The organism is Micromonospora sp. WMMA1998, from assembly GCF_027497375.1.
Taxonomy (GTDB): Bacteria; Actinomycetota; Actinomycetes; order Mycobacteriales; family Micromonosporaceae; genus Micromonospora; species Micromonospora sediminicola.
This window is the reverse complement of sequence record NZ_CP114911.1, coordinates 5,553,358-5,575,931: the sequence shown is the minus strand read 5'-3', so window position 1 is coordinate 5,575,931 and position 22,574 is coordinate 5,553,358. Positions and strand designations below refer to the sequence as shown.

Annotated in this window: 18 protein-coding genes; 8 read left to right on the top strand and 10 right to left on the bottom strand. The window is 73.9% G+C overall.

Going from position 1 to position 22,574, the window contains the following annotated elements:
- Nucleotides 1-67: 67 nt before the first annotated feature.
- The 5 genes from O7600_RS25940 to ftsY form a co-directional block, all read right to left on the bottom strand.
- A complete protein-coding gene (locus O7600_RS25940) occupies nucleotides 68-2,332 on the bottom strand; it encodes a [protein-PII] uridylyltransferase (RefSeq protein ID WP_281591055.1) in 2,265 nt (754 codons plus the stop codon).
- A gap of 17 nt (nucleotides 2,333-2,349) precedes the next feature.
- Nucleotides 2,350-2,688 (bottom strand): P-II family nitrogen regulator, encoded by a 339-nt coding sequence (locus O7600_RS25935; RefSeq protein WP_013284578.1) that lies wholly within the window; start codon nucleotides 2,686-2,688, stop codon nucleotides 2,350-2,352.
- A 25-nt stretch (nucleotides 2,689-2,713) separates the two neighbouring features.
- Nucleotides 2,714-4,123, bottom strand: coding sequence for an ammonium transporter (locus O7600_RS25930; protein WP_281591054.1), 1,410 nt, complete (start codon nucleotides 4,121-4,123; stop codon nucleotides 2,714-2,716).
- 165 nt (nucleotides 4,124-4,288) lie between these two features.
- A complete protein-coding gene (locus O7600_RS25925) occupies nucleotides 4,289-5,152 on the bottom strand; it encodes an aminoglycoside phosphotransferase family protein (protein ID WP_281591053.1) in 864 nt (287 codons plus the stop codon).
- 8 nt (nucleotides 5,153-5,160) lie between these two features.
- On the bottom strand, nucleotides 5,161-6,342 hold the full coding sequence (ftsY, locus tag O7600_RS25920; RefSeq protein WP_281591052.1) for a signal recognition particle-docking protein FtsY: 1,182 nt from the start codon (nucleotides 6,340-6,342) through the stop codon (nucleotides 5,161-5,163).
- 146 nt (nucleotides 6,343-6,488) lie between these two features.
- Here ftsY and O7600_RS25915 point away from each other — a divergent pair, with 146 nt between their 5' ends.
- The 5 genes from O7600_RS25915 to O7600_RS25895 all read left to right on the top strand — a co-directional run bounded on the left by O7600_RS25915 (nucleotide 6,489) and on the right by O7600_RS25895 (nucleotide 11,466).
- Nucleotides 6,489-8,201, top strand: a complete 1,713-nt coding sequence (locus O7600_RS25915) for an alkaline phosphatase D family protein (RefSeq protein WP_281591051.1) — start codon at nucleotides 6,489-6,491, stop codon at nucleotides 8,199-8,201.
- Nucleotides 8,202-8,214: 13 nt separating this feature from the next.
- Nucleotides 8,215-8,640, top strand: a complete 426-nt coding sequence (locus O7600_RS25910; protein ID WP_091580338.1) for a MarR family transcriptional regulator — start codon at nucleotides 8,215-8,217, stop codon at nucleotides 8,638-8,640.
- A gap of 116 nt (nucleotides 8,641-8,756) precedes the next feature.
- Entirely contained in the window at nucleotides 8,757-10,376 is a 1,620-nt protein-coding gene (locus O7600_RS25905) for an MDR family MFS transporter (protein WP_281591050.1), read from the top strand.
- Between the two features lie 2 nt (nucleotides 10,377-10,378).
- Nucleotides 10,379-10,867, top strand: coding sequence for a universal stress protein (locus O7600_RS25900; protein ID WP_099162150.1), 489 nt, complete (start codon nucleotides 10,379-10,381; stop codon nucleotides 10,865-10,867).
- Between the two features lie 65 nt (nucleotides 10,868-10,932).
- A complete protein-coding gene (locus O7600_RS25895; RefSeq protein WP_281591049.1) occupies nucleotides 10,933-11,466 on the top strand; it encodes a DinB family protein in 534 nt (177 codons plus the stop codon).
- Here the strand turns inward: O7600_RS25895 and O7600_RS25890 are convergent.
- A complete protein-coding gene (locus O7600_RS25890; protein ID WP_281591048.1) occupies nucleotides 11,453-12,442 on the bottom strand; it encodes a helix-turn-helix domain-containing protein in 990 nt (329 codons plus the stop codon). The two genes, O7600_RS25895 and O7600_RS25890, sit on opposite strands and share 14 nt — an antisense overlap.
- A gap of 77 nt (nucleotides 12,443-12,519) precedes the next feature.
- Between O7600_RS25890 and O7600_RS25885 the strand changes: the two genes are divergently transcribed.
- Nucleotides 12,520-13,455: a superoxide dismutase gene (locus O7600_RS25885; protein WP_281591047.1), complete on the top strand. Its 936-nt coding sequence runs from the start codon at nucleotides 12,520-12,522 to the stop codon at nucleotides 13,453-13,455.
- 39 nt (nucleotides 13,456-13,494) lie between these two features.
- Here O7600_RS25885 and O7600_RS25880 read toward each other — a convergent pair whose 3' ends face one another.
- From O7600_RS25880 to O7600_RS25870, 3 genes are all read right to left on the bottom strand, one after another.
- Nucleotides 13,495-14,115, bottom strand: a complete 621-nt coding sequence (locus O7600_RS25880) for an HAD-IA family hydrolase (protein ID WP_098743340.1) — start codon at nucleotides 14,113-14,115, stop codon at nucleotides 13,495-13,497.
- Nucleotides 14,112-17,711, bottom strand: a complete 3,600-nt coding sequence (gene smc, locus O7600_RS25875; RefSeq protein ID WP_281591046.1) for a chromosome segregation protein SMC — start codon at nucleotides 17,709-17,711, stop codon at nucleotides 14,112-14,114. Before smc ends, O7600_RS25880 begins: the two co-directional genes overlap by 4 nt.
- 312 nt (nucleotides 17,712-18,023) lie before the next feature.
- The gene (locus O7600_RS25870) at nucleotides 18,024-18,218 is read right to left on the bottom strand and encodes a hypothetical protein (protein ID WP_036374707.1); all 195 of its coding nucleotides are present in this window, start codon (nucleotides 18,216-18,218) and stop codon (nucleotides 18,024-18,026) included.
- Nucleotides 18,219-18,592: 374 nt separating this feature from the next.
- Between O7600_RS25870 and O7600_RS25865 the strand changes: the two genes are divergently transcribed.
- Together O7600_RS25865 and O7600_RS25860 are read left to right on the top strand one after the other, a co-directional pair.
- Nucleotides 18,593-19,897 (top strand): CAP domain-containing protein, encoded by a 1,305-nt coding sequence (locus O7600_RS25865; protein ID WP_281591044.1) that lies wholly within the window; start codon nucleotides 18,593-18,595, stop codon nucleotides 19,895-19,897.
- A gap of 79 nt (nucleotides 19,898-19,976) precedes the next feature.
- Nucleotides 19,977-20,849 (top strand): endo alpha-1,4 polygalactosaminidase, encoded by an 873-nt coding sequence (locus tag O7600_RS25860; RefSeq protein ID WP_281591043.1) that lies wholly within the window; start codon nucleotides 19,977-19,979, stop codon nucleotides 20,847-20,849.
- A 52-nt stretch (nucleotides 20,850-20,901) separates the two neighbouring features.
- Here O7600_RS25860 and O7600_RS25855 read toward each other — a convergent pair whose 3' ends face one another.
- The gene (locus O7600_RS25855) at nucleotides 20,902-22,407 is read right to left on the bottom strand and encodes an MFS transporter (protein ID WP_281591042.1); all 1,506 of its coding nucleotides are present in this window, start codon (nucleotides 22,405-22,407) and stop codon (nucleotides 20,902-20,904) included.
- Between the last annotated feature and the right edge of the window lie 167 nt (nucleotides 22,408-22,574).

The window sequence follows — 22,574 nt, the reverse complement described above, 5'->3', positions numbered from 1 at the left end:
CGACGGGCGTAGCGGGTGTCGAGCGGGGCGCGTTCCTCTACCGGAGACGTTAAGAAGGGGCCCTTCCTTACACGGCGGCCAGCACGGCGGCCTCGACGCGGGCCCGTTCCTCGTCCGGCGGCCAGCCGCCGACCAGATAGAACACGTCCACCACGTCGCCGCCCAGGGTGGAGATCCGGGCGGCCCGCACCTGGGCCCCGGCCTCGTCCAGCGCGCAGGCGACCCGGTAGAGCAGCCCGGCCGCGTCGGCGGCGCGCAGCTCCAGCAGCACCGCGTCGGTGGCCGCCTCCCGGTGCCAGACCACCCGGGGCGCGGCGCCCTGGCTTCGGGCCGCGAGCGCGCGGCCACGTAGCCGTTGGGTGACCGAGACGTCGCCGGTGACCGCGCGGCGCAGGTCGGCGCTGAGCGCGATCGGGTCGGGCGCCAGTCCGTAGCGCGGCTGCACCCGGCACTCGACCAGCGCGCGGTCCTCGACCGTGGCGGCGTCCGCCGAGATCACCTCCAGCCGGTGCAGGGCCAGGCATCCGGCCACCGTGGCGAGCAGCCCCCGCCGGTCGGCCGCGGCCACCGACACCCGGTCCTCCCCCAGGTGTACGACCGGCAGCGGCCCCGCCACCAGCGCCGGGTCGGGGGCCGGCGGGGCCGGCACCACCCCGGTGTCCAGGGTGGTCCGCACCCGGGCGACCAGCTCCGCGATCAGCCGGCCCTTCCACCCGGACCAGGCGGCCGGGCCGGTGGCGGCGGCGTCCGCCCGCACCAGCGCGTGCAACAGCTCCAGGGTGGTGGTGTCGCCGACCCGCTCGGCGACACCGGCGACGGTCTTCGGGTCGGACAGGTCCCGTCGGGTGGCCACGTCGGGCAGCAGCAGGTGCAGCCGGACCAGCGCGCCGATCAGCGCCGCCTCGGGCGCGGGCAGCCCGATCCGGGTGGCCACCGCCTCCGCGAGCGGCGCCCCGACGGTCGAGTGGTCGCCCGCGAGTCCCTTGCCGATGTCGTGCAGGAACGCGCCGAGCAGCAGCAGGTCGGGGCGCTCCACGTCGCGGGTGTGCCGGCTCGCCTCGTACGCGGCCTGCACCAGGTGCCGGTCCAGGGTGAACCGGTGCACCGGGTTGTGCTGGGGCAGGCTGCGCAGCCGGGTCCACTCGGGCAGCCAGCCGTCGACCAGCCCGTACCGGTCGCAGGTCTCCCAGGTGGGCACCAGGCCGGGGCCGGCGCCGAGCAGGGTGATCAGCGCGGCCCGGGCGGCCGGCGGCCAGGGCGCGGGCAGCGGCGGGCAGTAGGCGGCAAGCCACTCGCAGGTGGCCCGGGCGATGGGCAGCCGGGTGGTGGCCGCCGCGGCGGCGACCCGCAGCGACAGGCTCGGGTCGGGGCGGGCGCCGATCGCGGTGCGGGCCAGCACCAGTTCGCCGTCCTGTTCCACCACGTCGCGGGCGACCGGGCGGCGCAGCGGTCGGCCGGGCGCCGCCCGGTGCCGGCCGGACCGGAGCCGGTCGGCGGCCCGCCAGGCGTCGTCGAGCGCGTGGCTGACCGTCCGCGCGTCCCCGGCGACCAGCCGCAGCAGCGCGTCGCCCTCGTCGACGCCGAGGAGCTTCGCCACGCCGTCCCGTTCCTGGGCGACCAGGCGGTCGACCCGGCGGCCGACCTGCTGGTGCAGGGCGTCGCGGGTGTCCAGCAGCCGCCGGTGCGCGGCGTGCACGGCCGGGCGGAGCGCGTCGGTGACGCCGGCGGTGGCGATGGCCCGCAGGATGCCGACGTCGCGCAGCCCGCCGGCGGCCTCCTTGAGGTCGCCCTCCAGCAGGAACGCCAGCTCGCCGTGGGCCTCCCAGCGGGCCGTGGTGATCTCCCGCAGGCCGGGCAGGTGTCGGATCGCGGTGCGCCGCCAGTGGTCGGTGGCGGTACGGGCGAGCTGGTCGGTCAGCGCCGGGTCGCCGGCCACGTGCCGCGCGTCGAGCAGGCCGAGGGCGACCTTGACGTCGTCCTGGGCCACCGACAGCGCCTCGGCGACCGTACGCACCGAGTGGTCCAGCCGCAGCCCGGCGTCCCAGACCGGATACCAGAGCGAGGCGGCCAGTTCGTCGATGCCGGGCACCCCGGCGTGCAGCAGCACCAGGTCGAGGTCACCGTAGGGGGCGCACTGGCGGCGGCCCAGCCCGCCCACCGCGACCAGCGCGACGCCGGGCCGCTCCGGGAAGATCCGACGCAGCCAGGTGTCGAGCGCGTCGGCGCGGGCGGACCGGGCCGACGCGCCGATGCCCCCGGGTACCCCGGCGACCTCGTTGACCACGGGCGGGCCGCCCCCGGTGGGGCCGGTCTCCGTGGTCAACGAGGTCACGTCGGCGGGTCCCGTCGTCAGAGGGCGTCGAGCCCGCGCTCGCCGGTACGCACCCGGACGACCTCCTCGACTCCGGTCACCCAGACCTTGCCGTCGCCGATCTTGCCGGTCCGGGCGGCGCCGACGATCGCGTCCACGATCTTGTCGACGTCCATCTCGTCGGTGAGCACCTCGACCCGGATCTTGGGCAGGAACTCGACCGTGTACTCGGCACCCCGGTAGACCTCGGTGTGCCCCTTCTGCCGGCCGTAGCCCTGGACCTCGCTGACGGTCAGCCCGGCCACGCCGAGGGCGTGCAGGGCTTCCTTCACCGCGTCCAGCTGGTACGGCTTGATGACCGCGGTCACCAGCTTCATGTCCAACCCCTCCATCCCAGGAACGTTAACCGGCGACCTTCTCGCTGACCGGCGCGGCGGAGGAGTCCGCCTCGTCGGCGGGCTCCGGGCTCGGCTTGGTGCCGCCGATCCCGGCCATGGCGAACGCGCTCGTGCTGCTGCCCGTGGTGGGCGACAGGTCGTACGCGCTCTCCGCGTGCTCGGCGACGTCGATGCCGTCGACCTCGGCCTCGGCCGACACCCGGAAGCCGATCGTCTTCTCGATGGCGAAGGCGAGCAGCCAGGCGACCCCGGCCGACCAGACGGTGACGATCAGACCGGCCAGCGCCTGCCGGCCGAGCTGGGTCAGGCCACCGCCGTAGAACAGGCCGTCGGAGGCGCCGACCACGTCGCTGATCGCGCCGTTGACCGAGTTGGTGGCGAAGAAGCCGAGCCAGAGCGACCCGATCCAGCCGCCGACGAAGTGCACGCCGACCACGTCGAGGGAGTCGTCGTAGCCGAGCTTGTACTTCAGGCTGATGGCGAGCGCGCAGACCGCGCCGGCGACGATGCCGAGCAGGACCGCCGCCCAGGGGGCGATGAAGCCGCAGGCCGGGGTGATGGCGACCAGGCCGGCGACCGCGCCGGACGAGGCGCCGACCATGGTCGGGCGGCCGTCCTTGATCCGCTCGACCAGCAGCCAGCCGAGCACCGCCGCGGCGGTGGCGAGCTGGGTGTTGAGGAACGCCAGGCCGGCCACCGAGTCGACGGTCAGCTCGGAGCCGGCGTTGAAGCCGAACCAGCCGAACCAGAGCAGACCGGCGCCGAGCGCGACCAGCGGGATGTTGTGCGGCTTCATGCCCTCGCGGGGCCAGCCGATCCGCTTGCCGAGCACCAGGGCCACGCCGAGCGCCGCCGCACCGGCGTTGATGTGCACCGCGGTGCCGCCGGCGAAGTCCAGCGCGTGCAGTTTGGCGCCGATGATGCCGCCGCCCCACACCCAGTGCGCGACCGGGAAGTAGACCAGGGTGGCCCAGCCGAACGCGAAGAGCAGCCAGCCGGCGAACTTGGCCCGGTCGGAGATCGCGCCGCTGATCAGCGCGACGGTGATCACCGCGAAGACCATCTGGAACGCCATGAACACGTAGAGCGGGACGCCGATGCCGCTGGGGTTCTCCGCCGTGGCGCCCCAGAGGTCGGTCTCGGCGAGGAACGTCTTGGTGCCGAGGTAGGCGCCGGGGTCACCCCAGAGCCCGTTGACGTCGCTGCCGAACGCGACGCTGAAACCGTAGAACCACCACAGAACAGAGATGAGCCCGATGGCAGAGAAGCTCATCATCATCATGTTGAGCACGCCCTTGGACCGGTTCAGACCGCCATAGAACAGCGCCAGCCCGGGGGTCATGAGCAGCACGAGAGCGGTCGAAACCAGCAGCCAAACGGTGTTGCCGCCGTCGATCGTCGGTGCTTCAGGCACGCTGGCCTCCTAAAGGTGAAGTTCCCTCCTTCGCGGCTTCCGGGGCAGCGTCGCCCGTACGCCGGTTGCGCGGAAGCTTTGTCGGCCGCTGTTTCCTTCACCGACACCGCTCGATTTCCGACACGTGACGGGTTGTTTCCGGCGTGTGACGAACGCCGATCTTGCTCAGCGCAGCGCGTACTCCAGGTGGTGCCGCTCGTAGTCGAGCAGGCGCAGGTCCCGCAAAGGCCGACGCAGGTGGCCCTTGTGCACGATCCGGACGAACGCCGGCTCACCGGCGGCGGCCATCCGCCGGATGCCCTCGACGTGGTCGACGATGCGCTTGCGGATGGTGCGGATGAGCCGGTGCCGGTCCCGGGGGATCAGCCCGTAGGCGTCGGCGAAGAGACGCAGCCGGCGTGGCCGGTCGGGGCGCTTCCAGCCGAGCGTGATCGAGTCGCGGTCGGAGAAGATCGGCACCCAGGTCCAGGCCGCGTACGCCACGTCGTAGATGCGGGCGCCGGGCGAGGCCAGGTCGAAGTCGATCAGCCCGAGCGTGCCGTCGGGTCGCCAGATCACGTTGTGCGGCGCGGCGTCGTGGTGGCAGATGACCTCGGTGTCCGGCGGGGGCGGCCCGAACGAGCGCCAGACCGCGCCGGGCGGCGGGGTGAAACCGTACTGGGCGTCGTGGAACATCCGCAGCATGGTGGCCACCGTGACCAGGGCCTCGTCGGTGACCCAGTGCGGGGCGAGCGGGTATTCCCCGCACTCCCCCTCCAGGTACGACAGGACCTCCCGGTTGCGCTCGTCCATGCCGAGCGCGCGGGGCGCGCCGGTGAAGCCGACGTATTCCAGGTGGCGCAGCAACGCGTGCACCGAGGGGGTCCACGGGCCCGCGTTGCGCCGGACCGTGTCGCCCACGCGGACCACGGTGCTCACGTTCCCGCCGTGCAGCGGGATCTCCTGCGAAGTCACGTACGGTCTCCCGAGGCGTGGCGACGGGTGGCTGGGGTCGCGCCACCCCGCGTAGGCGCGATCGTCAGTCGTCACGGGAGAGGCTACGCGTCCCGGGCGAGCGGCTCGGTCCCGAGCAGCGCGTCGACGAACTGCGCCGGGTCGAACGGGGCCAGGTCGTCCTTGCCCTCGCCGAGGCCGACGAGCTTGACCGGGATGCCGAGCTTGCGCTGTACGGCGATCACGATGCCGCCCTTGGCGGTGCCGTCGAGCTTGGTCAGCACCACACCGGTGACGTTCACCGCCTCGGTGAAGACCCGCGCCTGCTCCAGCCCGTTCTGGCCGGTGGTGGCGTCGAGGATCAGCAGCGTCTCGTCGATCGGGCCGTGCTTCTCCACCACCCGCTTGACCTTGCCCAGCTCGTCCATCAGGCCGATCTTGTTCTGGAGCCGGCCGGCGGTGTCGATGAGCACCGTGTCGACGCCGGTGTCGATGCCGCGCCGGACCGCGTCGAACGCGACGCTGGCCGGGTCGGCGGCCTCCGGGCCGCGGACCGTCTCGGCGCCCACCCGGCCGCCCCAGGTCTCCAGCTGGTCGGCGGCGGCGGCCCGGAACGTGTCGGCGGCGCCGAGCAGCACGCTGCGGCCGTCCGCCACCAGCACCCGGGCGATCTTGCCGCAGGTGGTGGTCTTGCCGGCGCCGTTCACGCCGACCACCAGCACGACCGCCGGGACACCCTCCTTCGGCGCGGTGCGCAACGACCGGTCCAGGCTCGGGTCGAGCGCGTTGACCAGCTCGGCGGCGAGCAGCGTCCGCAGCTCGTCGGTGGTCCGCGTGCCGAGCACCCGGGTCCGCTCCCGCAGCCGGTCGACGATCTCGCGGGTCGAGTCGACGCCGACGTCGGCGGTGATCAGGCTGTCCTCGATCTCCTCCCAGGTGTCCTCGTCTAGCCGGTCCCGGCTGAGCAGGCCGAGCAGGCCCTTGCCGAAGGCGTTCTGCGAGCGGGACAGCCGGGAGCGCAGCCGGACCAGCCGGCCGGCGGTGGGCTCGGGCACCTCGACCGGGGGCGCCTCCACCGGCGGGGCCTCGACCACCACGCCGGTGGTGAGTTCGGCCTCCGGGGCCTCGACCGGCGGGCCGGCCAGGTCCTCCTCGGCGCGGGTGTCGACCTCCGTCTCGGGCAGCGGCGGCTGCGGGCGCCGGCGCAGCCGGGGCACCACGAGGCTCAGGCCGCCGATGATCAGCACGCCGAGCAGGGCGAGAGCGACGAGGAGGTATTCCTTCATGCCCGAAATCCTGTCAGATGCCGGCGACGGCGTCCCACTCACCGCCTCGGCACGCGAACAACCTGCGGGTACGCTCGCGGCTGGAAGGCGTACCGCAACCGCCGGCCGGGTAGGAAGAGCGAAACGATCTTGTCGGAGGTAACGTCGTGCCCGGTTCCCGCCTGCTCATCGGCCCACTGCTGCGTCGGGTCGTGGACACGCGGGCGACGATCTGGGTGGAGACGAGCGCGCCCGCGGTGGTCACCGTCCGCACGGCCGACGGCGGGACCGGCAGCGCGCCGACCTTCTCCGCGTACGACCACCACTACGCGATCGTGGTGGTGACCGGGCTCACCCCGGACAGCACCACGGAATACGAGGTGCTGATCGACGACGAGGTGGCCTGGCCGCTGCCCGACTCGTCGTTCCCGCCCAGCCTGATCCGCACCCGCGCGCTCGACGACGCGGACCAGCCGGTGCGCCTGGTCTTCGGCTCCTGCCGGGAGACCACCCAGCACTCCACCGCGCGCAAGCTGCCGCCGGACGCGCTGGACGCGTACGCCCGGCGGGTGATGGCCGCGCCCGACGAGGTCACGCTGCCCGACCTGCTGGTGCTGCTCGGCGACCAGGTCTACGCGGACGAGACGTCACCGACCGTGCGCAAGCTGCTCAAGCGGCGCCGGCGGCGGCCGAAGGACGCCCCGGCGACCCAGGTGGTCAGCTTCGACGAGTACACGAAGCTCTACCTGGAGTCGTGGCGCGACCCGGAGATCCGCTGGCTGCTCTCCACCGTGCCGAGCGTGATGATCTTCGACGACCACGAGGTGATCGACGACTGGAACACCTCGCAGTCCTGGCGCGCGGACATGCGCGAGGAGCCGTGGTGGGCCGAGCGGATCCGCAGCGGCCTCGCCTCCTACTGGGTCTACCAGCACCTGGGCAACCTGAGCCCGGACGAGATCGCCGCCGACCCGGTGTACGCGAAGGTGGTCGCCGCCGAGGACGCCACCGGCGTGCTGCACGAGTTCGGCGAGCGGGTCGACAAGGAGGCGGACCTGGCGCACGACACCGAGCGCTGGCGGGCCGTGCAGTACCAGTGGAGCTACGCGCTGGACCTGGGGCGGACCCGGCTGGTCATGCTGGACAACCGCTCCAGTCGGGTGCTTCTGCCGGGCAACCGGGCGATGCTGCCGCCGGGCGAGTGGTCGTGGTTCCTCGACCAGGCGCACGGCGTCTACGACCACCTGGTGGTGGGCAGCTCCCTGCCCTGGCTCCTGCCGCCGGGCATCCACCACGTGGAGTCGTGGAACGAGCGTCTCGCCGACTCCGGGCGACCCTGGGTGGCCCGGCTGGCCGAGCAGGTGCGCCGGGCCTGGGACCTGGAGCACTGGGCCGCGTTCCGGCGCTCCTTCGAGGCGCTCGGCGAGCTGTTCGCCCGGCTGGGCAGCGGCGCCGCGCCGCGCACCGGGGCGCGGGTGGGCGCCGGGCCGGCGTACTCCCGGCCGGCCTCGATCAGCGTGCTCTCCGGCGACGTGCACCACTCGTACGTGGCCCGGGCCCGGTTCGCCGACCGGTCGGTGAAGACCCCGGTGCACCAGCTCACCTGCTCGCCGATCCACAACCAGGTGCCGGCCGCGATGCGCCCGCTGATGACGCTCGGCTGGAACCCGGGGCCGTCCGGGGCGGCCCGGGCGCTGGCCCGCTCGGCCGGGGTACGCCGGCCGCTGGTGCGGTGGCGGAAGCTGGCCGGCCCCTACTTCGGCAACGCGGTGGCCACGCTCACCCACTCGGGCCGGTCGGCCGCCGTGGTGATCGAGGGCACCACCAGCGAGGGCGAGTTGCGCCCGGTGGCACGCCAACAGCTCAGCGACGGCGAGTGAGTACCCTCTGAGCGTGGACGAGACGCTGCGCGCAGTGGAGCACGAGTTGACCGCGTTGCTGCGTCGGGGCCGGGCGCTGTCCTGGGAGATCGCCCGCGAGGTCCACCCGAACCTGGAGCCGAACGCCTACGGGCTGCTGCTCTGGCTGCGCCGCTCGGGTTCGATCCGGCTCACCGATCTGGCGGTGAAGCTGGGCATCGGCAAGGGCACGTTGAGCCGGCAGATCGGCGGCCTGGAGGCGTTGGGCCTGGTCCGCCGCGACCCGGACCCGACCGACCGGCGGGCCGCCCAGCTCAGCCTCACCGAGGAGGGCACCCGGCGGTTCGACGCGGCCCGGGCGGCCCGACTCGGGCAGATCCGGCGTTCGCTGGAGAACTGGCCAAAAGAGGACGTAGCCGACTTCGCCCGGTTGATGCACCGGTTCAACGAAACGTTCTGACCCGGCCGTCCGGGGAATAGGAGTCCCGCCACTCGCGGTTGTTGCTTGAGGCAACCAAGCCATACGGTTGCCCGAGGCAACCCCCGTTCCCTCTCCTTCTCCGGAGGCACTCCACGATGACCCAGGCGACAGCGCCCAGCCGGGCGACCGCCGTCGACATGTCCCACCGGCAGATCCTGGAGGCCCTCTCCGGCCTGCTGCTGGGCATGTTCGTCGCGATTCTCTCCTCCACGGTCGTCTCGAACGCGCTGCCGCGGATCATCACCGACCTGCACGGCAGTCAGTCCGCGTACACCTGGGTGGTCACCTCCACCCTGCTGGCCACCACCGCCACCACCCCGATCTGGGGCAAGCTCGCGGACCTGACCAGCAAGAAGGTCCTGGTCCAGCTCGCCCTGACGGTCTTCGTGCTGGGCTCGGTGCTCGCCGGGCAGGCCCAGACCACCGGCGAGCTGATCGCCTGCCGCGTGGTGCAGGGCGTCGGCGCCGGCGGCCTCACCGCGCTGGCCCAGGTGATCATGGCGACGATGATCGCCCCCCGGGAGCGCGGCCGGTACAGCGGCTACCTCGGCGCGGTCATGGCCGTCGGCACCATCGGCGGCCCGCTGATCGGCGGCGTGATCGTCGACACCGACTGGCTCGGCTGGCGCTGGTGCTTCTACGTCGGCGTGCCCTTCGCCGTGCTCGCGCTGGTCGTGCTCCAGAAGACGCTGCACCTGCCCGTGGTCAAGCGCGAGGTCACCATCGACTGGTGGGGCGCCACCCTGATCACCGCCGCCGTCTCGCTGCTGCTCGTCTGGATCACCCTGGCCGGCGACCGGTACGACTGGATCTCCTGGCAGAGCGCGGTCCTGGTGGCCGGCGCGGTGCTGCTCGGGGCGCTCGCCGTGCGGGTCGAACAGCGCGCCGCCGAGCCGATGATCCCGCCCCGGCTGTTCCGCAACCGCACCATCACCCTCGCCGTGGTCGCCAGCGTCGCGGTCGGCGTCGGCATGTTCGGCGCCTCGGTCTTCCTCGGCCAGTACTTCCAGATCGCCCGCGGCGAGAGCCCCACCATGTCCGGCCTGATGACGCTGCCGATGATCGGCGGCCTGCTGGTCGCCTCGACCGTGGTCGGCCGGATCATCACCAGCACCGGCCGCTGGAAGCGCTGGCTGGTCACCGGCTCGGTGCTGCTCACCGCCGGCTTCGCGCTGATGGGCAGCATGCGCGCGGACACGCCGTACTGGCGGCTCGCGATCTTCATGGCGCTGATCGGGCTGGGGCTCGGCATGACCATGCAGAACCTGGTGCTGGCCGTACAGAACACGGTCGGCGCGCACGAACTCGGCGCGGCCAGCTCGGTGGTGGCCTTCTTCCGCAGCCTCGGCGGCGCGGTCGGCGTGAGCGCGCTCGGCGCGGTGCTCGGCCACAAGGTCAAGGACTACCTGGCCGACGGCCTGAGCCGGCTGGGCGTGCCGGCCTCCGGCTCGGGCAGCGGCGGCGCGCTGCCGGACGTGCACACCCTGCCCGCCCCGATCCGCGCCGTGGTCGAGTCCGCCTACGGGCACGGCGCCGGCGACATCTTCCTGGCCGCCGCCCCGTTCGGGCTGCTCGCCCTGATCGCCGTGGTACTGATCAGGGAGGTGCCGCTGCGCCGCAGCAACGGCGACCCGATCGCGACCGAGGTCGACCGGGAGTCGACGGTCGCCGCCGGCGGCGCCGCGGCGGTGGTCCGCACCGGAGGACGGGACTGACGATGGACGCACCGGAGCGTGAACGGTACGGGCCGCAGGCTCGTCCGCTGCCCTTCGAGCGGGGCACCGACGGGCCCCGGGTGGTGCTCGTCGGCGTGGACGGCAGCCGCACCTCGCTGCGGGCCGCCTCCTACGCCGCCGGGCTGGCCCGCCGGCAGGGCGCCGGACTGGTGGTGGTGTTCGTCAGCTCGCCGGCCCCGTACAGCGGGATCATGTCCGGGGTGGTGGCCGGCGCGGTCCAGCAGACCCACGACGAACTGGCCGACGAGCTGCGGGCCGAGTGCCGGCGCGGGGCCGAGGAGCTGGACCTGCCGGTGACGTTCCTGAGCCGGCGCGGCGACGCGTACACCGAGCTGTGCCGGGCGGCCGACGAACACCGCGCCGACCTGGTCGTGGTCGGCTCCTCCGAGCAGGCCGGCCACAGGCTGGTCGGCTCGGTCGCCACCCGGCTGGTGCGCGCGGGACGGTGGCCGGTCGTCGTCGTGCCCTAGGTGCAAGGAAGGGCCCCTTCTTAACGCCTCGCGTTGTACCCGGGCCCCCTCTTAACATCGCCGGGATGACTACCTGGACCGCACCCGAGATCGACCGCCGCCACGAGCCCTACGTCGCCGACGAGCGCGCCATGCTCCAGGGGTGGCTCGACCTGCACCGTGACACCCTGCGGCACAAGTGTGCCGGGCTCACCGCCGAGCAGCTGCGCACCCGCAGCGTCGAGCCGTCCGGGCTGACCCTGCTCGGCCTGGTCCGCCACCTGGCCGACGTGGAGCGCTGGTGGTTCCGCATCCGCGCCGCCGGCGAGAACGTGCCCGCCCTCTACGACTACCGAACCGACCCGGACGCGGACCTCAACGATATCGCCGACGCCGACCCGGCCGAGGCGCTCGCCGCCCTGGTCGCCGAGGTCGAGGCGGCCGACCGGGCGGTGGCCGACCTGCCGCTGGAGCACACGTTCCGGCGCGCCCGGCGCGACGGCGGCAGCGACGAGATCAACCTCCGCTGGGTCTATGTGCACATGATCGAGGAGTACGCCCGGCACAACGGCCACGCCGACCTGATCCGCGAGCGCATCGACGGCGTCACCGGGGCCTGACCCCGGCCGGGGCGCCCGCCCGCAGCACCTGCTCGCCCAGCGGGGTGAGGCAGTGCCGCACCGCCGCGCCGTCCCGCCGCGTGGTGATCAGCCCGGCGGCCCGCAGGGTCGCCGCGTGCTCGCTGGCCGTGGCGGCGGACACGCCGACCCGACGGGCGAGCTGGGAGGTGCCCGGGGCGTCGGCGGTCGCCGCCAGCACGGCCGCCCGGGTGCGCCCGAGCAGGTCCGCCAACGGCGCCCAAGGCCCCAGCTCACGCCGCCCCGGCCGGATCGGATACACCAGCACCAGCGGGCCACCCGGGTCCGCCAGCAGGTAGGGCTGCGGGGCGAGGAGGCAGGGCAACAGGGTCAGGCCCCGTCCGCCCGCGGCCACCTCGACGTCGTCGGCGACCGCACACCGGTAGGACAGCGTGTAGTGCTCGCCCGTCTCGGCCCAGGCCAGGTACGGGCTGAGGTCGCGCAACACCCGGTCGAGGCCGCCGGCCGCCAGCGTGTGGCCGCGTACCGCCCGGTCGGCGCGTACCGCCGCCTCGATCTCCGACCAGTAGGGCGCGAGCGCCACGCCGTGGAAGGCGCGCATCGCGGCCCGCAGCCCGGCCCGGGCGGCGGGCTCCCCGGCGGCCAGCGACGCCACCCGGGCGGGCAGCGCGCCGGACGCCACCAGCGGGCCCAGCTCGGCGGCGAGCACCTCGTCCGGGGCACCGGCGACCCGGTCCAGGAGGGCGTCGAGGTCGCCGTCGAACACCGGTGGGGTCACCAGGTCCGGCACCAGATGGGGCGTCCGGCACAGGTCCAGGTAGGGCCGCATCTCGGGGCGCAACGCCGCCCGGGTCCGGGACCGCCAACCGGCGAGGTGCTCCGGCACGTCCGCCAGGACCAGCCGCTGGGCGGCCATCGCCAGCTCGACCAGCACCGCCGGATCGGACCGCAGGACCGTGCGGCTCAGGTCCGTGGCGTTGAGCCGCACTGTGGTCACCGGCGCACGGTAGCCACCTTTCGGCCCGTACCGAAAGGGGCTACCGGGCGGGCCGCCGCCGCCGGACGCTGCGTCGCGTGAAGACACTCCTCGCGGCGGCCACCGCGGTCCTGACGGCAGTGACCGTCGGCGCACCCCGGCCCGCCCCCACCAGCGTCCGTCCCGACACCTACGTCGTCTCCCGCGCGCCGGGCGTGCTGCCCGAAGGGCTCGCGGTCACCCCCTCCGGCACGATGTACGTCACGAGTTCGGCCACCGGCGCGGTCTACCGGGGCGACACCCGACGGGCCGGTCTGCGCCCGTTCCTCGCCCCCGGCGCCGACGGCCGGACCAGCGCCGCCGGGGTCAAGGTGGACCACCGGGGGCGCGTCCTCGTCGCCGGCTGGGCCACCGGCACCCTTTTCGTGTACGCGCCGGACGGCGCCCTGCTGGCCCGCCGCGCCGCCGCACCCGGCGCGGCCCTCAACGACCTGGCGGTCACCGGCGACGCCGTCTACGTCACCGACTCCGCCACCGGCACCCTGTGGCGCGCCGCACTCGACGGCGGGCGCGTCGGCGCCCTGGTCCCCTGGGTGGGCCCCGACGACTTCCCGGCCGCACCGGTCTTCCTCAACGGCGTCGTGGTCGACCCGTCGGGCCGGGTCGCTCTCGTCGCGGAGCAGGGCGGCGAACGCCTGTTCCGGGTCGACCTCGCCGCCCGGGCGGTGACCGAGGTGGAGGTGAGCGGCGGCCGGATGGGCGCGGACGGCCTGCTGCTGGAGGGAAACCGGCTCTACGGGGTGGTCAACGAACCGGACGGCGTCGGCGGCACCCGGTTCCTGGTGAACCTGGCCCGGCTAGACGCCGGGCTGCGCACCGCCCGGGTGGTCGACCGGTCCCGTCCGGTCGGCACGGAACGGTCGCCGACCTCGGTGGCGCGCGACGCCGGGCGGCTGCTCTGGGTGCACAGCCAGCTCTTCGCGACCGAGCCCACCCCGCCGTTCACGGTCACCGAGGTGCCGGGCCTGCGGTGAGCGGAGCACGAGCCGGGCGGGACACGGGGCCCGTCCGGCTCAGTACGCCAGCGCCGCGCGCAGGTAACGCAGGTCGGCCGGCCCGCTCCACCGGTGCGCGGACAGGCCGGCCACCCGGGCGCCCGCCACCGCGCGGTCCTGGTCGTCGACGAAGAGCACCCGGGCCGGCGGAGTGTCCAACGCCGCGCAGGCGGCCTGGAAGTATTCCTTGGCCGGCTTGTGCACGCCGACGACCGACGAGTTGACCACCACGTCCAGCTCGTCGGTCAGGTCCAGCGCGGCCAGGTCGGCGTCGAGCAGGTCGGTGGCGTTGGTGCCCAGCCCGACCCGGATGCCGGCCGCCCGCACCTCGCGGACGAACGCCAGCACCTCCGGGTCGACCTCGCCGCGGTAGCTCTGCCACTGCTCCACGGCCGCCCGGGCCCGCTCCGGGTCACCGATCGTCGGGATCAGCGCGTCGGCGACGCTCGCCATCCACCGGGCGTGGCTGACCTGGCCGGTGAGCACCGGCTGGAGCAGCCCCCACGACATCGCGATCTCACCGAGGACGCCCTCGGGCAGCCCGTACTCCCGCTCGACCCCGGCGGCCACCGCCGGGTCCCAGCGGCGCAGCACGCCGTCGAAGTCCACCAGGAGCGCCGTGGCGCGTTCCCGACTCACTCGTCTGTCACCTGTTCCTCGTCGTCGGCCCGGTTGAGCCGCTGGCTGATCACCTGGGTCACGCCGGCGCGCATGGTCACGCCGTAGAGCGCGTCGGCGATCTCCATCGTCCGCTTCTGGTGGGTGATCACGATCAGCTGGCTCTTCTCCCGCAACTGTGCCAGCAACGTGATCAGGCGGCCCAGGTTCACGTCGTCGAGCGCCGCCTCGACCTCGTCCATGATGTAGAACGGGCTGGGTCGGGCGCGGAAGATCGCCACCAGCATGGCCACCGCGGTCAGCGAGCGCTCGCCGCCGGAGAGCAGCGAGAGCCGCTTGATCTTCTTGCCCGGCGGCCGGGCCTCCACCTCGACACCGGTGGTGAGCAGGTCCTCCGGGTCGGTCAGCACCAGCCGACCCTCGCCGCCGGGGAAGAGCACGGTGAAGACCTGCTCGAACTCCCGCGCGGTGTCGGCGAACGCGCTGGCGAAGACCTCCAGGATCCGTTCGTCCACGTCCTTGACCACGGTGAGCAGGTCCCGCCGGGTGGCCTTGAGGTCCTCCAACTGCTCGGAGAGGAACTTGAAGCGCTCCTCCAGCGCGGCGAACTCCTCCAGTGCGAGCGGGTTCACCTTGCCCAGCAGGGCCAGCTCCCGCTCGGCCTTGGCGGCCCGCTTCTCCTGCACCGGCCGCTCGTAGCGGACCGGTTCCGGCACCGGCCGGCCGTCCTTCTCGGCCAGCGCGACGTCCGCGTCGGTGGGCGGGACGAGCTGGTCCGGGCCGTACTCGGCGACCAGGGTGGACACGTCCAGGCCGAAGTCCTCGGCGGCCTTCGCCTCCAGCTGCTCGATCCGCATCCGCTGCTCGGCGCGGGCCACCTCGTCCCGGTGCACCTGGCTGGTGAGCCGCTCCAGTTCGGCGGCGAGGCGCTTGGCCGCGCCGCGTACCTCGGACAGCTCGGCCTCGCGCGCGGCGCGCTCGCGGGCGACGGCGTCGCGGTGCTCCTCGGCCCGCGCGATGGAGACGGCGAGCCGGGTGAGCGCCTCCCGGGCGCCACCGACCACGGCCCGGGCGATCTCCGCACCCCGGGTGCGGGCCGCGCGCCGGGCCGCCGCGCGCTCCCGCGCGGCCCGCTCGGCGGTGGCCTGCCGGGCCAGTGAGTCGGCCCGGCCGGCGATCGACGCCACCCGTTCCTCGGCGGTACGGACGGCGAGCCGCACCTCCATCTCGTTCTGCCGGGCCGGCGGCACCATGGCGGCGAGCTGGTCGCGTTCCTCGGTGGACGGTTCGGCGTCGATCGGGGTGGCCTCGGCCAGCCGCAACCGTTCCGCCAACTCGGCCAGCGCCGTCAGGTCCCGCTCCCGGGCCGCCTCGGCGCGCGCCCGGGACTCGCCGAGCCGGTCGGTCTCGGCCTTCGCCGAACGGGCGGCCGCGCCCAGCTCGGCGAGGCGGCGCGCGGCGGCGTTGCGGTGACTCTCGGCCTCCCGCTTGGCGGCGGCGGCGTGCTGCACGGCCTCCTTGGCGGCGGCCACCTCGGCCCGCGCCTCGGCCAGCTGCTCGCGCAACTCGGCGGCGGCGCGTTCGGCGGCGGCCCGGTTGGTCCGGGCCTCCTCGACCGCGGCCTGCACCTCGATGAAGCTGGGCGCCTTGGCCGACCCGCCGGCCGCCGCGTACGCCCCGACGACGTCGCCGTCCGGGGTGACCGCGCGCAGCTCCGGGTTCACCGCGACCAGCTCGGCCGCGGCGGCGAGGTCGTCGACCAGCGCCACGTCGCGCAGCGCCCGGTGCACGGCGGGCCGGATCCCGGCGGCGCACTCCACCAGGTCCGGCGCCCACCGGGCGCCCTCGGGCAGCTTCGGGCGCAGCGCGTCGGCGGAGCCGTCCATGCCCGGGCCGGCCGGGCTGCCGACCAGCAGTCCGGCCCGTCCGGCGTCGGAGATCTTGAGCAGTCGCATCGCCTCGACGGCCTCGTCCACGCCGCTGACCGCCACCGCGTCGGCCAGCCCGCCCAGCGCGGCGGCGAGGGCCGCCTCGTCGCCGGGGGCGACGGTGAGCAGCCCGGCGAGGCTGCCGAGCAGGCCGGGCACCTGGTCGGCGCGGGCCAGCAGCGCGCCGGCGCCGTCCTTGCGGCGCAGGCCGAGCGAGAGCGCCTCCTCGCGGGCCTTCCAGGTGGCCGCGTCCTTCTCCGCCGCGCGCTCGCCGTCGGCGAGGCTGCGCACGGCAGCCTGGGCCTGCTCGTGCACCGCCACCGCCTCGGCGTGCCGGGCGTCCAGGTCGGCGTTGTCCCGGTCGGCCTCGGTGGACTGCTCGGCGACCGCGTCCAGGTCGGCCTGCGCCTTCTCGGCGCGGCCCAGCGCGTCGGTGTGTGCGGCGGCGAGCCGCTCGATCTCCTCGCCGGCGCTGGTGGTCCGCGCCCGGGCGGAGTTGACCTGGCCGGTCAGCCGGGCCAGCCCTTCGCGCCGGTCGGCGATGGCCTTGGCGGCGGTGACCAGCTCCCGCTCGGCGGCGGCGAGCTGCCGTTCCAGCTCCTGCCGGTGCTCGACCGCCTCGGCCAGGCGGACCTGGTCGTCGGTGAGCGCGGCGCGCAGCTCCTCCTCCTGCTCGCGGACCCGCCGCGACTCCGCCTCCAACTGGTCGGGGTCGCGGCCGGGGCGCTCGTCGTCACCGCTGGCGCTGAGGTGGCGCAGCCGCTCCCGGGCGAGCTGCTCGATGGAGCGGAACCGCTCCTGCAGGGCGGAGAGGCGGTACCAGGTGTCCTGGGCCGCCGCGAGCAGCGGGGCGTCCTCGGCCAGGGCCGCCTCCAGCTCGCCGAGCCGGCCCTGCACCTCGCCGTGCTCGGCCTCGATCTGCTCCCGCCGCTCCCGCAGCGCGGTCTCGTCGGCGATCTCCCGGTCCAGGGTGGTCCGCAGCGTGTGCAGGTCGTCGGCGAGCAGCCGGAGCCGGGCGTCGCGCAGGTTGGCCTGGATGGCGGCGGCGCGCCGGGCCACCTCGGCCTGCCGACCCAGCGGCTTGAGCTGGCGGCGCAGCTCGGCGGTGAGGTCGGTGAGGCGGTTGAGATTGGTCTGCATCGCGTCGAGCTTCCGCAGCGCCTTCTCCTTGCGCTTGCGGTGCTTGAGGACGCCCGCCGCCTCCTCGATGAAGGACCGCCGGTCCTCCGGCTTGGCGTGCAGCATGCCGTCGAGCCGGCCCTGCCCGACGATGATGTGCATCTCCCGGCCGATGCCGGAGTCGGAGAGCAGCTCCTGGATGTCGAGCAGGCGGCAGGAGTCGCCGTTGATCTCGTACTCGCTCTCGCCGGAACGGAACATCCGGCGGGTGATGGAGACCTCGGTGTACTCGATCGGCAGCGCGCCGTCGGTGTTGTCGATGGTGAGGGTGACCTCGGCCCGGCCGAGCGGCGCCCGCCCGGCGGTGCCGGCGAAGATGACGTCCTCCATCTTGCCGCCGCGCAGCGCCTTCGCGCCCTGCTCGCCGAGCACCCAGGCGATCGCGTCGACGACGTTGGACTTGCCGGAGCCGTTCGGGCCCACCACGCAGGTGATCCCGGGCTCCAGCTTCAACGTCGTGGCGGAGGCGAAGGACTTGAAGCCCTTCACCGTCAGGCTCTTGAGATGCACCTTCTCGATCCTCGTCCGGTGGCCGCCGTACCGTCGCCGGCTGCGCGGACCTGGTGAACCCGCAGACTAACCCGCGACCGGGACGCGACCGGCACGCGACCCACCCGACGGCCGGGGTGTCCGCTTTCCGGCCCGCGCACGCGATGCGGCGGAAACGGCAAGATCATATGCCCAGACGCAATTCCGGGCCGGATCCGCAAGATCGATAATTGCGGGAAACGGCAAAAGGGGTACGCACATGGCTGCGCGCCGGCACAGGTGTGTCGGCGCGCTTTTCGGTGTGGTGCGATTCAGTTTTCCGACAAGTGGAGGTCAGGTCAGTGCGGGCTCGGCCAGACGGAGGAGGTCGTCCGCCTCCGCCGCTGCCGCCGCAAGCCGATCGTTCTCGGCGCGCAGACGCGTGATCTCGAACTCCAGTGCCTGAACCCTGGACCGCAGTCGGGTGACCTCGTCGAGCAGACGCCGGTCGGGCGCTGCACCTACGTGGCCGTAGAGGGCCTTCGCCATGCTGACTCCTTGATATGCGCTGCCGGAAAGGCCGGCCAACGCGCGCCCATGATGTTCGCGGCTGCCATTCCCGGTGTATCGGGGCATGGCTGGGCGCGACTGGCGACACCTATATATTGAGCCGAACCCCCCTCCTTCGTCAAGTTGACGCAGGCCGTAGATCATCTCCACGTCGGCCGGGCCACTCGCCGGGGGGCTGCCAGAAGGCGCGGACACGCTCTGTCCGGACGCCTTTACTGTACGCCCGGGAATGTGTGAACGGCTCATCCTTGCCGCCGGGTTCGCCTTAACTCTTTCTTAGCCACGTTGCCGCAGCTCGCACCGCCACCGTAGCGTCACCCCGGCCCGCAACCCGACCCGTGGAGGGGACAGGCGTGTATCGCTGGACCGACCCGACCGAACCGGAGGACGCCTTCCGGCGCCCCGAGCCGCCGACCGACGAGGGTCCGGCGTGGCTCTCCGACCGGCCCGAGCCGCGGTCGTCGTACCTCTTCGGGGACGAGCCGGGGCAGCCGCCCGCCAGCCACCTGCCACCCACCCTCGACGCCGGCCGCTACGGCGACACCGACCGTCCCGGCCACGGCCCGACCGGCTTCCCCGGCGACGCCGACCCCACCGCCGTGCGACCCGGTTACGGCGCCGCCGCCCAGCCGGGGTACGCCGCCGAGGTCCAGCCCGGTTACGGCGCCGCCCAGGCCGGTTACGGCCCCGCCGCGCAGCTCGGTTACCGCCCCGCCGCGCAGCCCGCGTACGGCGCCGCGCAGGCCGGCTACGACGCCGAGGCCCACCCGGGCGCGCCGTTCGAGCCGGCCGGCCCGTACGCCGCGCCCCGCGACCGGTGGAACGGCGAGGAGCGGCCGGCCGGCGCCTGGGAGCAGCCCACCGCCGCCTGGCAGCCCGTCACCGACACCCCCGCCGACGACGACAGCCGGCACCGGCCGAAGCGGCGACTGAGCCGCCCGTTCGTGATCGGCGGGGCCGCCGCGGCGGCGACCCTGGTGGTGAGCCTGGGCGTGGGCGCGTTCCTGCTGCCCGGCGACGACGGACCGACCGAGCGGACCTCCGCGGACGCGCCGGTGGCCGCGGCTCCGTCGCTGACCGACGAGACCGAGGGCGTGCCCTCGGCCGACGCGCTCGCGCCCTCGGCCAGCCCTTCGGCCTCGCCGAGCACGGTCAAGCCGAGTCCGACGAAGAAGGTCACGCCGAAGCCGAACCGGACCACCGCCCCGTCGCGGCAGTTGGAGCGCAGCAGCACGCCGAGCGGCACCACCGCCCGGACCACTTCCTCGGGCGGCCTGAGTGCCGAGCTGCAGCAGGTCGTCACCCTGGTCAACCAGGAGCGGGCCAAGGCCGGCTGCAAGGCGCTGAGCGTCGACTCCAAGCTGACGCTCGCCGCCCAGCGGCACAGCCAGGACCAGGCCGACCACAAGAAGATGTCGCACGACGGCAGCGACGGCAGCGACGTGGGCGACCGGCTCGACCGGGCCGGCTACGCCTGGCGGGCGTACGGCGAGAACGTGGCCTGGAACCAGCAGAGCCCGGCCGCGGTGATGGACGCCTGGATGAACTCCCCGGGCCACCGGGCGAACATCCTGAACTGCTCCTTCACCGAGATCGGGGTGGGCGTGGCGCGCAGCAACGGACCGTACTGGACGCAGGACTTCGGCACCCCGCGCTGAGCGGTCGCGTCGTGACCGGGTCGGCGCTCGTTGACCGGTCGGGGGCGGCGTCGGGCCGCCCGCGTCCGGGGAGCTGTCGATGCGGATCCGGCCGGTGTGTGCCGTGCCGCGCTCCCGGCCGGCCCGCGTCCGCCGACGTGGACCGCGCCGGGGCGTGGCGCTGGCGCTGACCGCGCTGCTCCTCGCCCCGGTCCCGGCGTGCCGCGAGCCGATCACCGTCCCGCCCGGCGCCCCCACCCCGTGGCCGGCCGCGCTGGCCGACCGGTGGCGCTGGCAGTGGCAGCTGACCGCGCCGGTGGACGTGACCGTCGACGCCGACGTCTTCCTCCTCGACCCGGTCGCCGCCACCTCGACCGAGACCGCCGCGCTGCGGGCCAAGGGTCGCCGGTTGGTCTGCCAGGTCCGCGTCGGCACGTACGCGACCGGCGACCCGGACGCCACCCGCTTCCCCGCCGCCGTGCGCGGCGCGGCGGTGCCGGGGCGGGCCGGGAGCCGATTCCTGGACGTCCGGCGGTGGGACTCGCTCGCGCCCGTGCTGGCCGACCGGTTCCGGCTCTGCCGGGGCAAGGGCTTCGGCGCGGTGGCGCTGGCGGACGCGGACGGCTACCGGCACCGCAGCGGCTTCCCGCTCGGCTTCGACGACCAGTTGCTGTTCAACCGCCGCCTGGCCGGGCTGGCCCGGCAGCTCGACCTCTCCCCCGGCCTGGTCGACGATCTGGCGCAGGTGGCCGCGCTGGCTCCCGACTTCGACTTCGCGGTAAACCAGGAGTGCGTACGCCGGCGCGAGTGCGCGAAGCTGCTGCCGTTCGCCGACGCGCACAAGCCGGTGTTCCACGTCGAGTACACCGGCGATCCGGTCGACTTCTGCGTCACCACGGTCGGCTACGGCTTCGCGTCGATCCGCAAGGACCGGCGGCTGGACGTCTGGCGGGAACCCTGCCCGCTGCCGTGACACGACGCCGCCCCCGCCGGGGTGGGCGGGGGCGGCGTCTGCCGTGAGGGGGTCAGCCGGCGGTCGCGCCGGTGGCCGGAGTGGGCGTACCGGCACCACGCTGCGACGGCAGATCGGGGTGTTCGGCGCTGAGCGGGGTGGCCAGGTCCTCCAGGGACCTGCCCTCGGCCTTGACGCCGAGACCCAGCTCCACCAGACCACCGATGATCATGATGGAGGCGCCGATGACGAAGGCCAGCACGGTGTCGCCGACCTGGCCGCTGCCGACCAGCTTGGCGAAGAGCAGCGGGCCGGTGATGCCGCCGGCGGCGGTGCCGATCGCGTAGAAGAAGGCGATCGCCATGGCCCGGGTCTCCATCGGGAAGATCTCGCTGACCGTCAGGTAGGCGGCGCTGGCGCCGGCCGAGGCGAAGAAGAGCACCACGCACCAGCACGCGGTCATGGTCACCGCGGTGAGCACGCCGGAGTGGAACAGCCAGGCGGTGCCGAGCAGCAGCACGCCCGAGCCGATGTACGAGCCGGCGATCATCGGCACCCGGCCGACGGTGTCGAAGAGCCGGCCCAGCAGCAGCGGCCCGAGCAGGTTGCCGACCGCGATCACCGCGAAGTAGTAGCCGCTGTTGCCCGGCGGGACGTCGAAGAAGGTCTGCAGGATCTGGGCGAAGCCGAACGTGATCGCGTTGTAGAGGAACGCCTGGCCGATGAAGAGCGAGAAGCCCAGCGTGGCCCGTTTCGGGTAGCGACGGAACAGCGTCTTGGCGATCTCCAGGAAGTTCGTGCTCTTCCGCTGCCGGATCTCGATGTAGTTGTCGGCCTCGGCGAGGTCCTTGCCGGTCTCCCGCCTCACCTCGGCCTCGACCGAGTCGACGAGGTGATTCGCCTCGTCCGCCCGGCCGTGGATGAACAACCAGCGCGGACTCTCCGGCACGTGCCGGCGGACCAGCAGGATCACCACGCCGAGCACCGCGCCCAGGCCGAACGCCACCCGCCAGCCGAGGTTGGTCGGCAGGCCGTTGAGCAGCGGTACGGTCAGCAGCGCGCCGAGCGCGGCGCCGAGCCAGAACGTGCCGTTGATGATGATGTCGATCCGGCCGCGGTGGCGGGCCGGGATCAGCTCGTCGATCGCCGAGTTGATGGCGGCGTACTCACCGCCGATGCCCATGCCGGTGAGGAACCGGAACAGGAAGAACCACCAGGTGTCGAACGAGAGCGCGGTCAGCGCGGTGGCGACCAGGTAGAGCCCGAGGGTCAGCAGGAACAGCTTCTTGCGGCCGAACCGGTCGGTGAGCCACCCGAAGAACAGCGCGCCGGTGCAGGCACCGGCCACGTAGAGCGCGGCGGCGAGGCCGGTGACCTGGCTCTGCGTGATGCTCAGGCCGCTGCCGGGCTCGGCCAGCTTGCCGGAGAGGTTGCCGACGATGGTCACCTCGAGGCCGTCGAGGATCCACACCGTGCCCAGGCCGATCACGATCATCCAGTGCCAGCGCGACCACGGCAGCCGGTCGAGGCGGGCCGGGACGTTGGTCCGTACGGTGCCGGTCGACACGTCGGTGCTCATGACGCGCTCCGCGGGGAGGAGGACGCCGGGGCGCGACGACGAGCCGCCGGCGTGAGCTGTTCATCCATGGCGGCCCACATGCCCCGCTGCCCGCGGCGTTAATCCTGTCCGCTTCCGCCCTCGGTCGCGACTCCCGCAGCCGACGTCCCGGCCGTCCGACGGCCGGC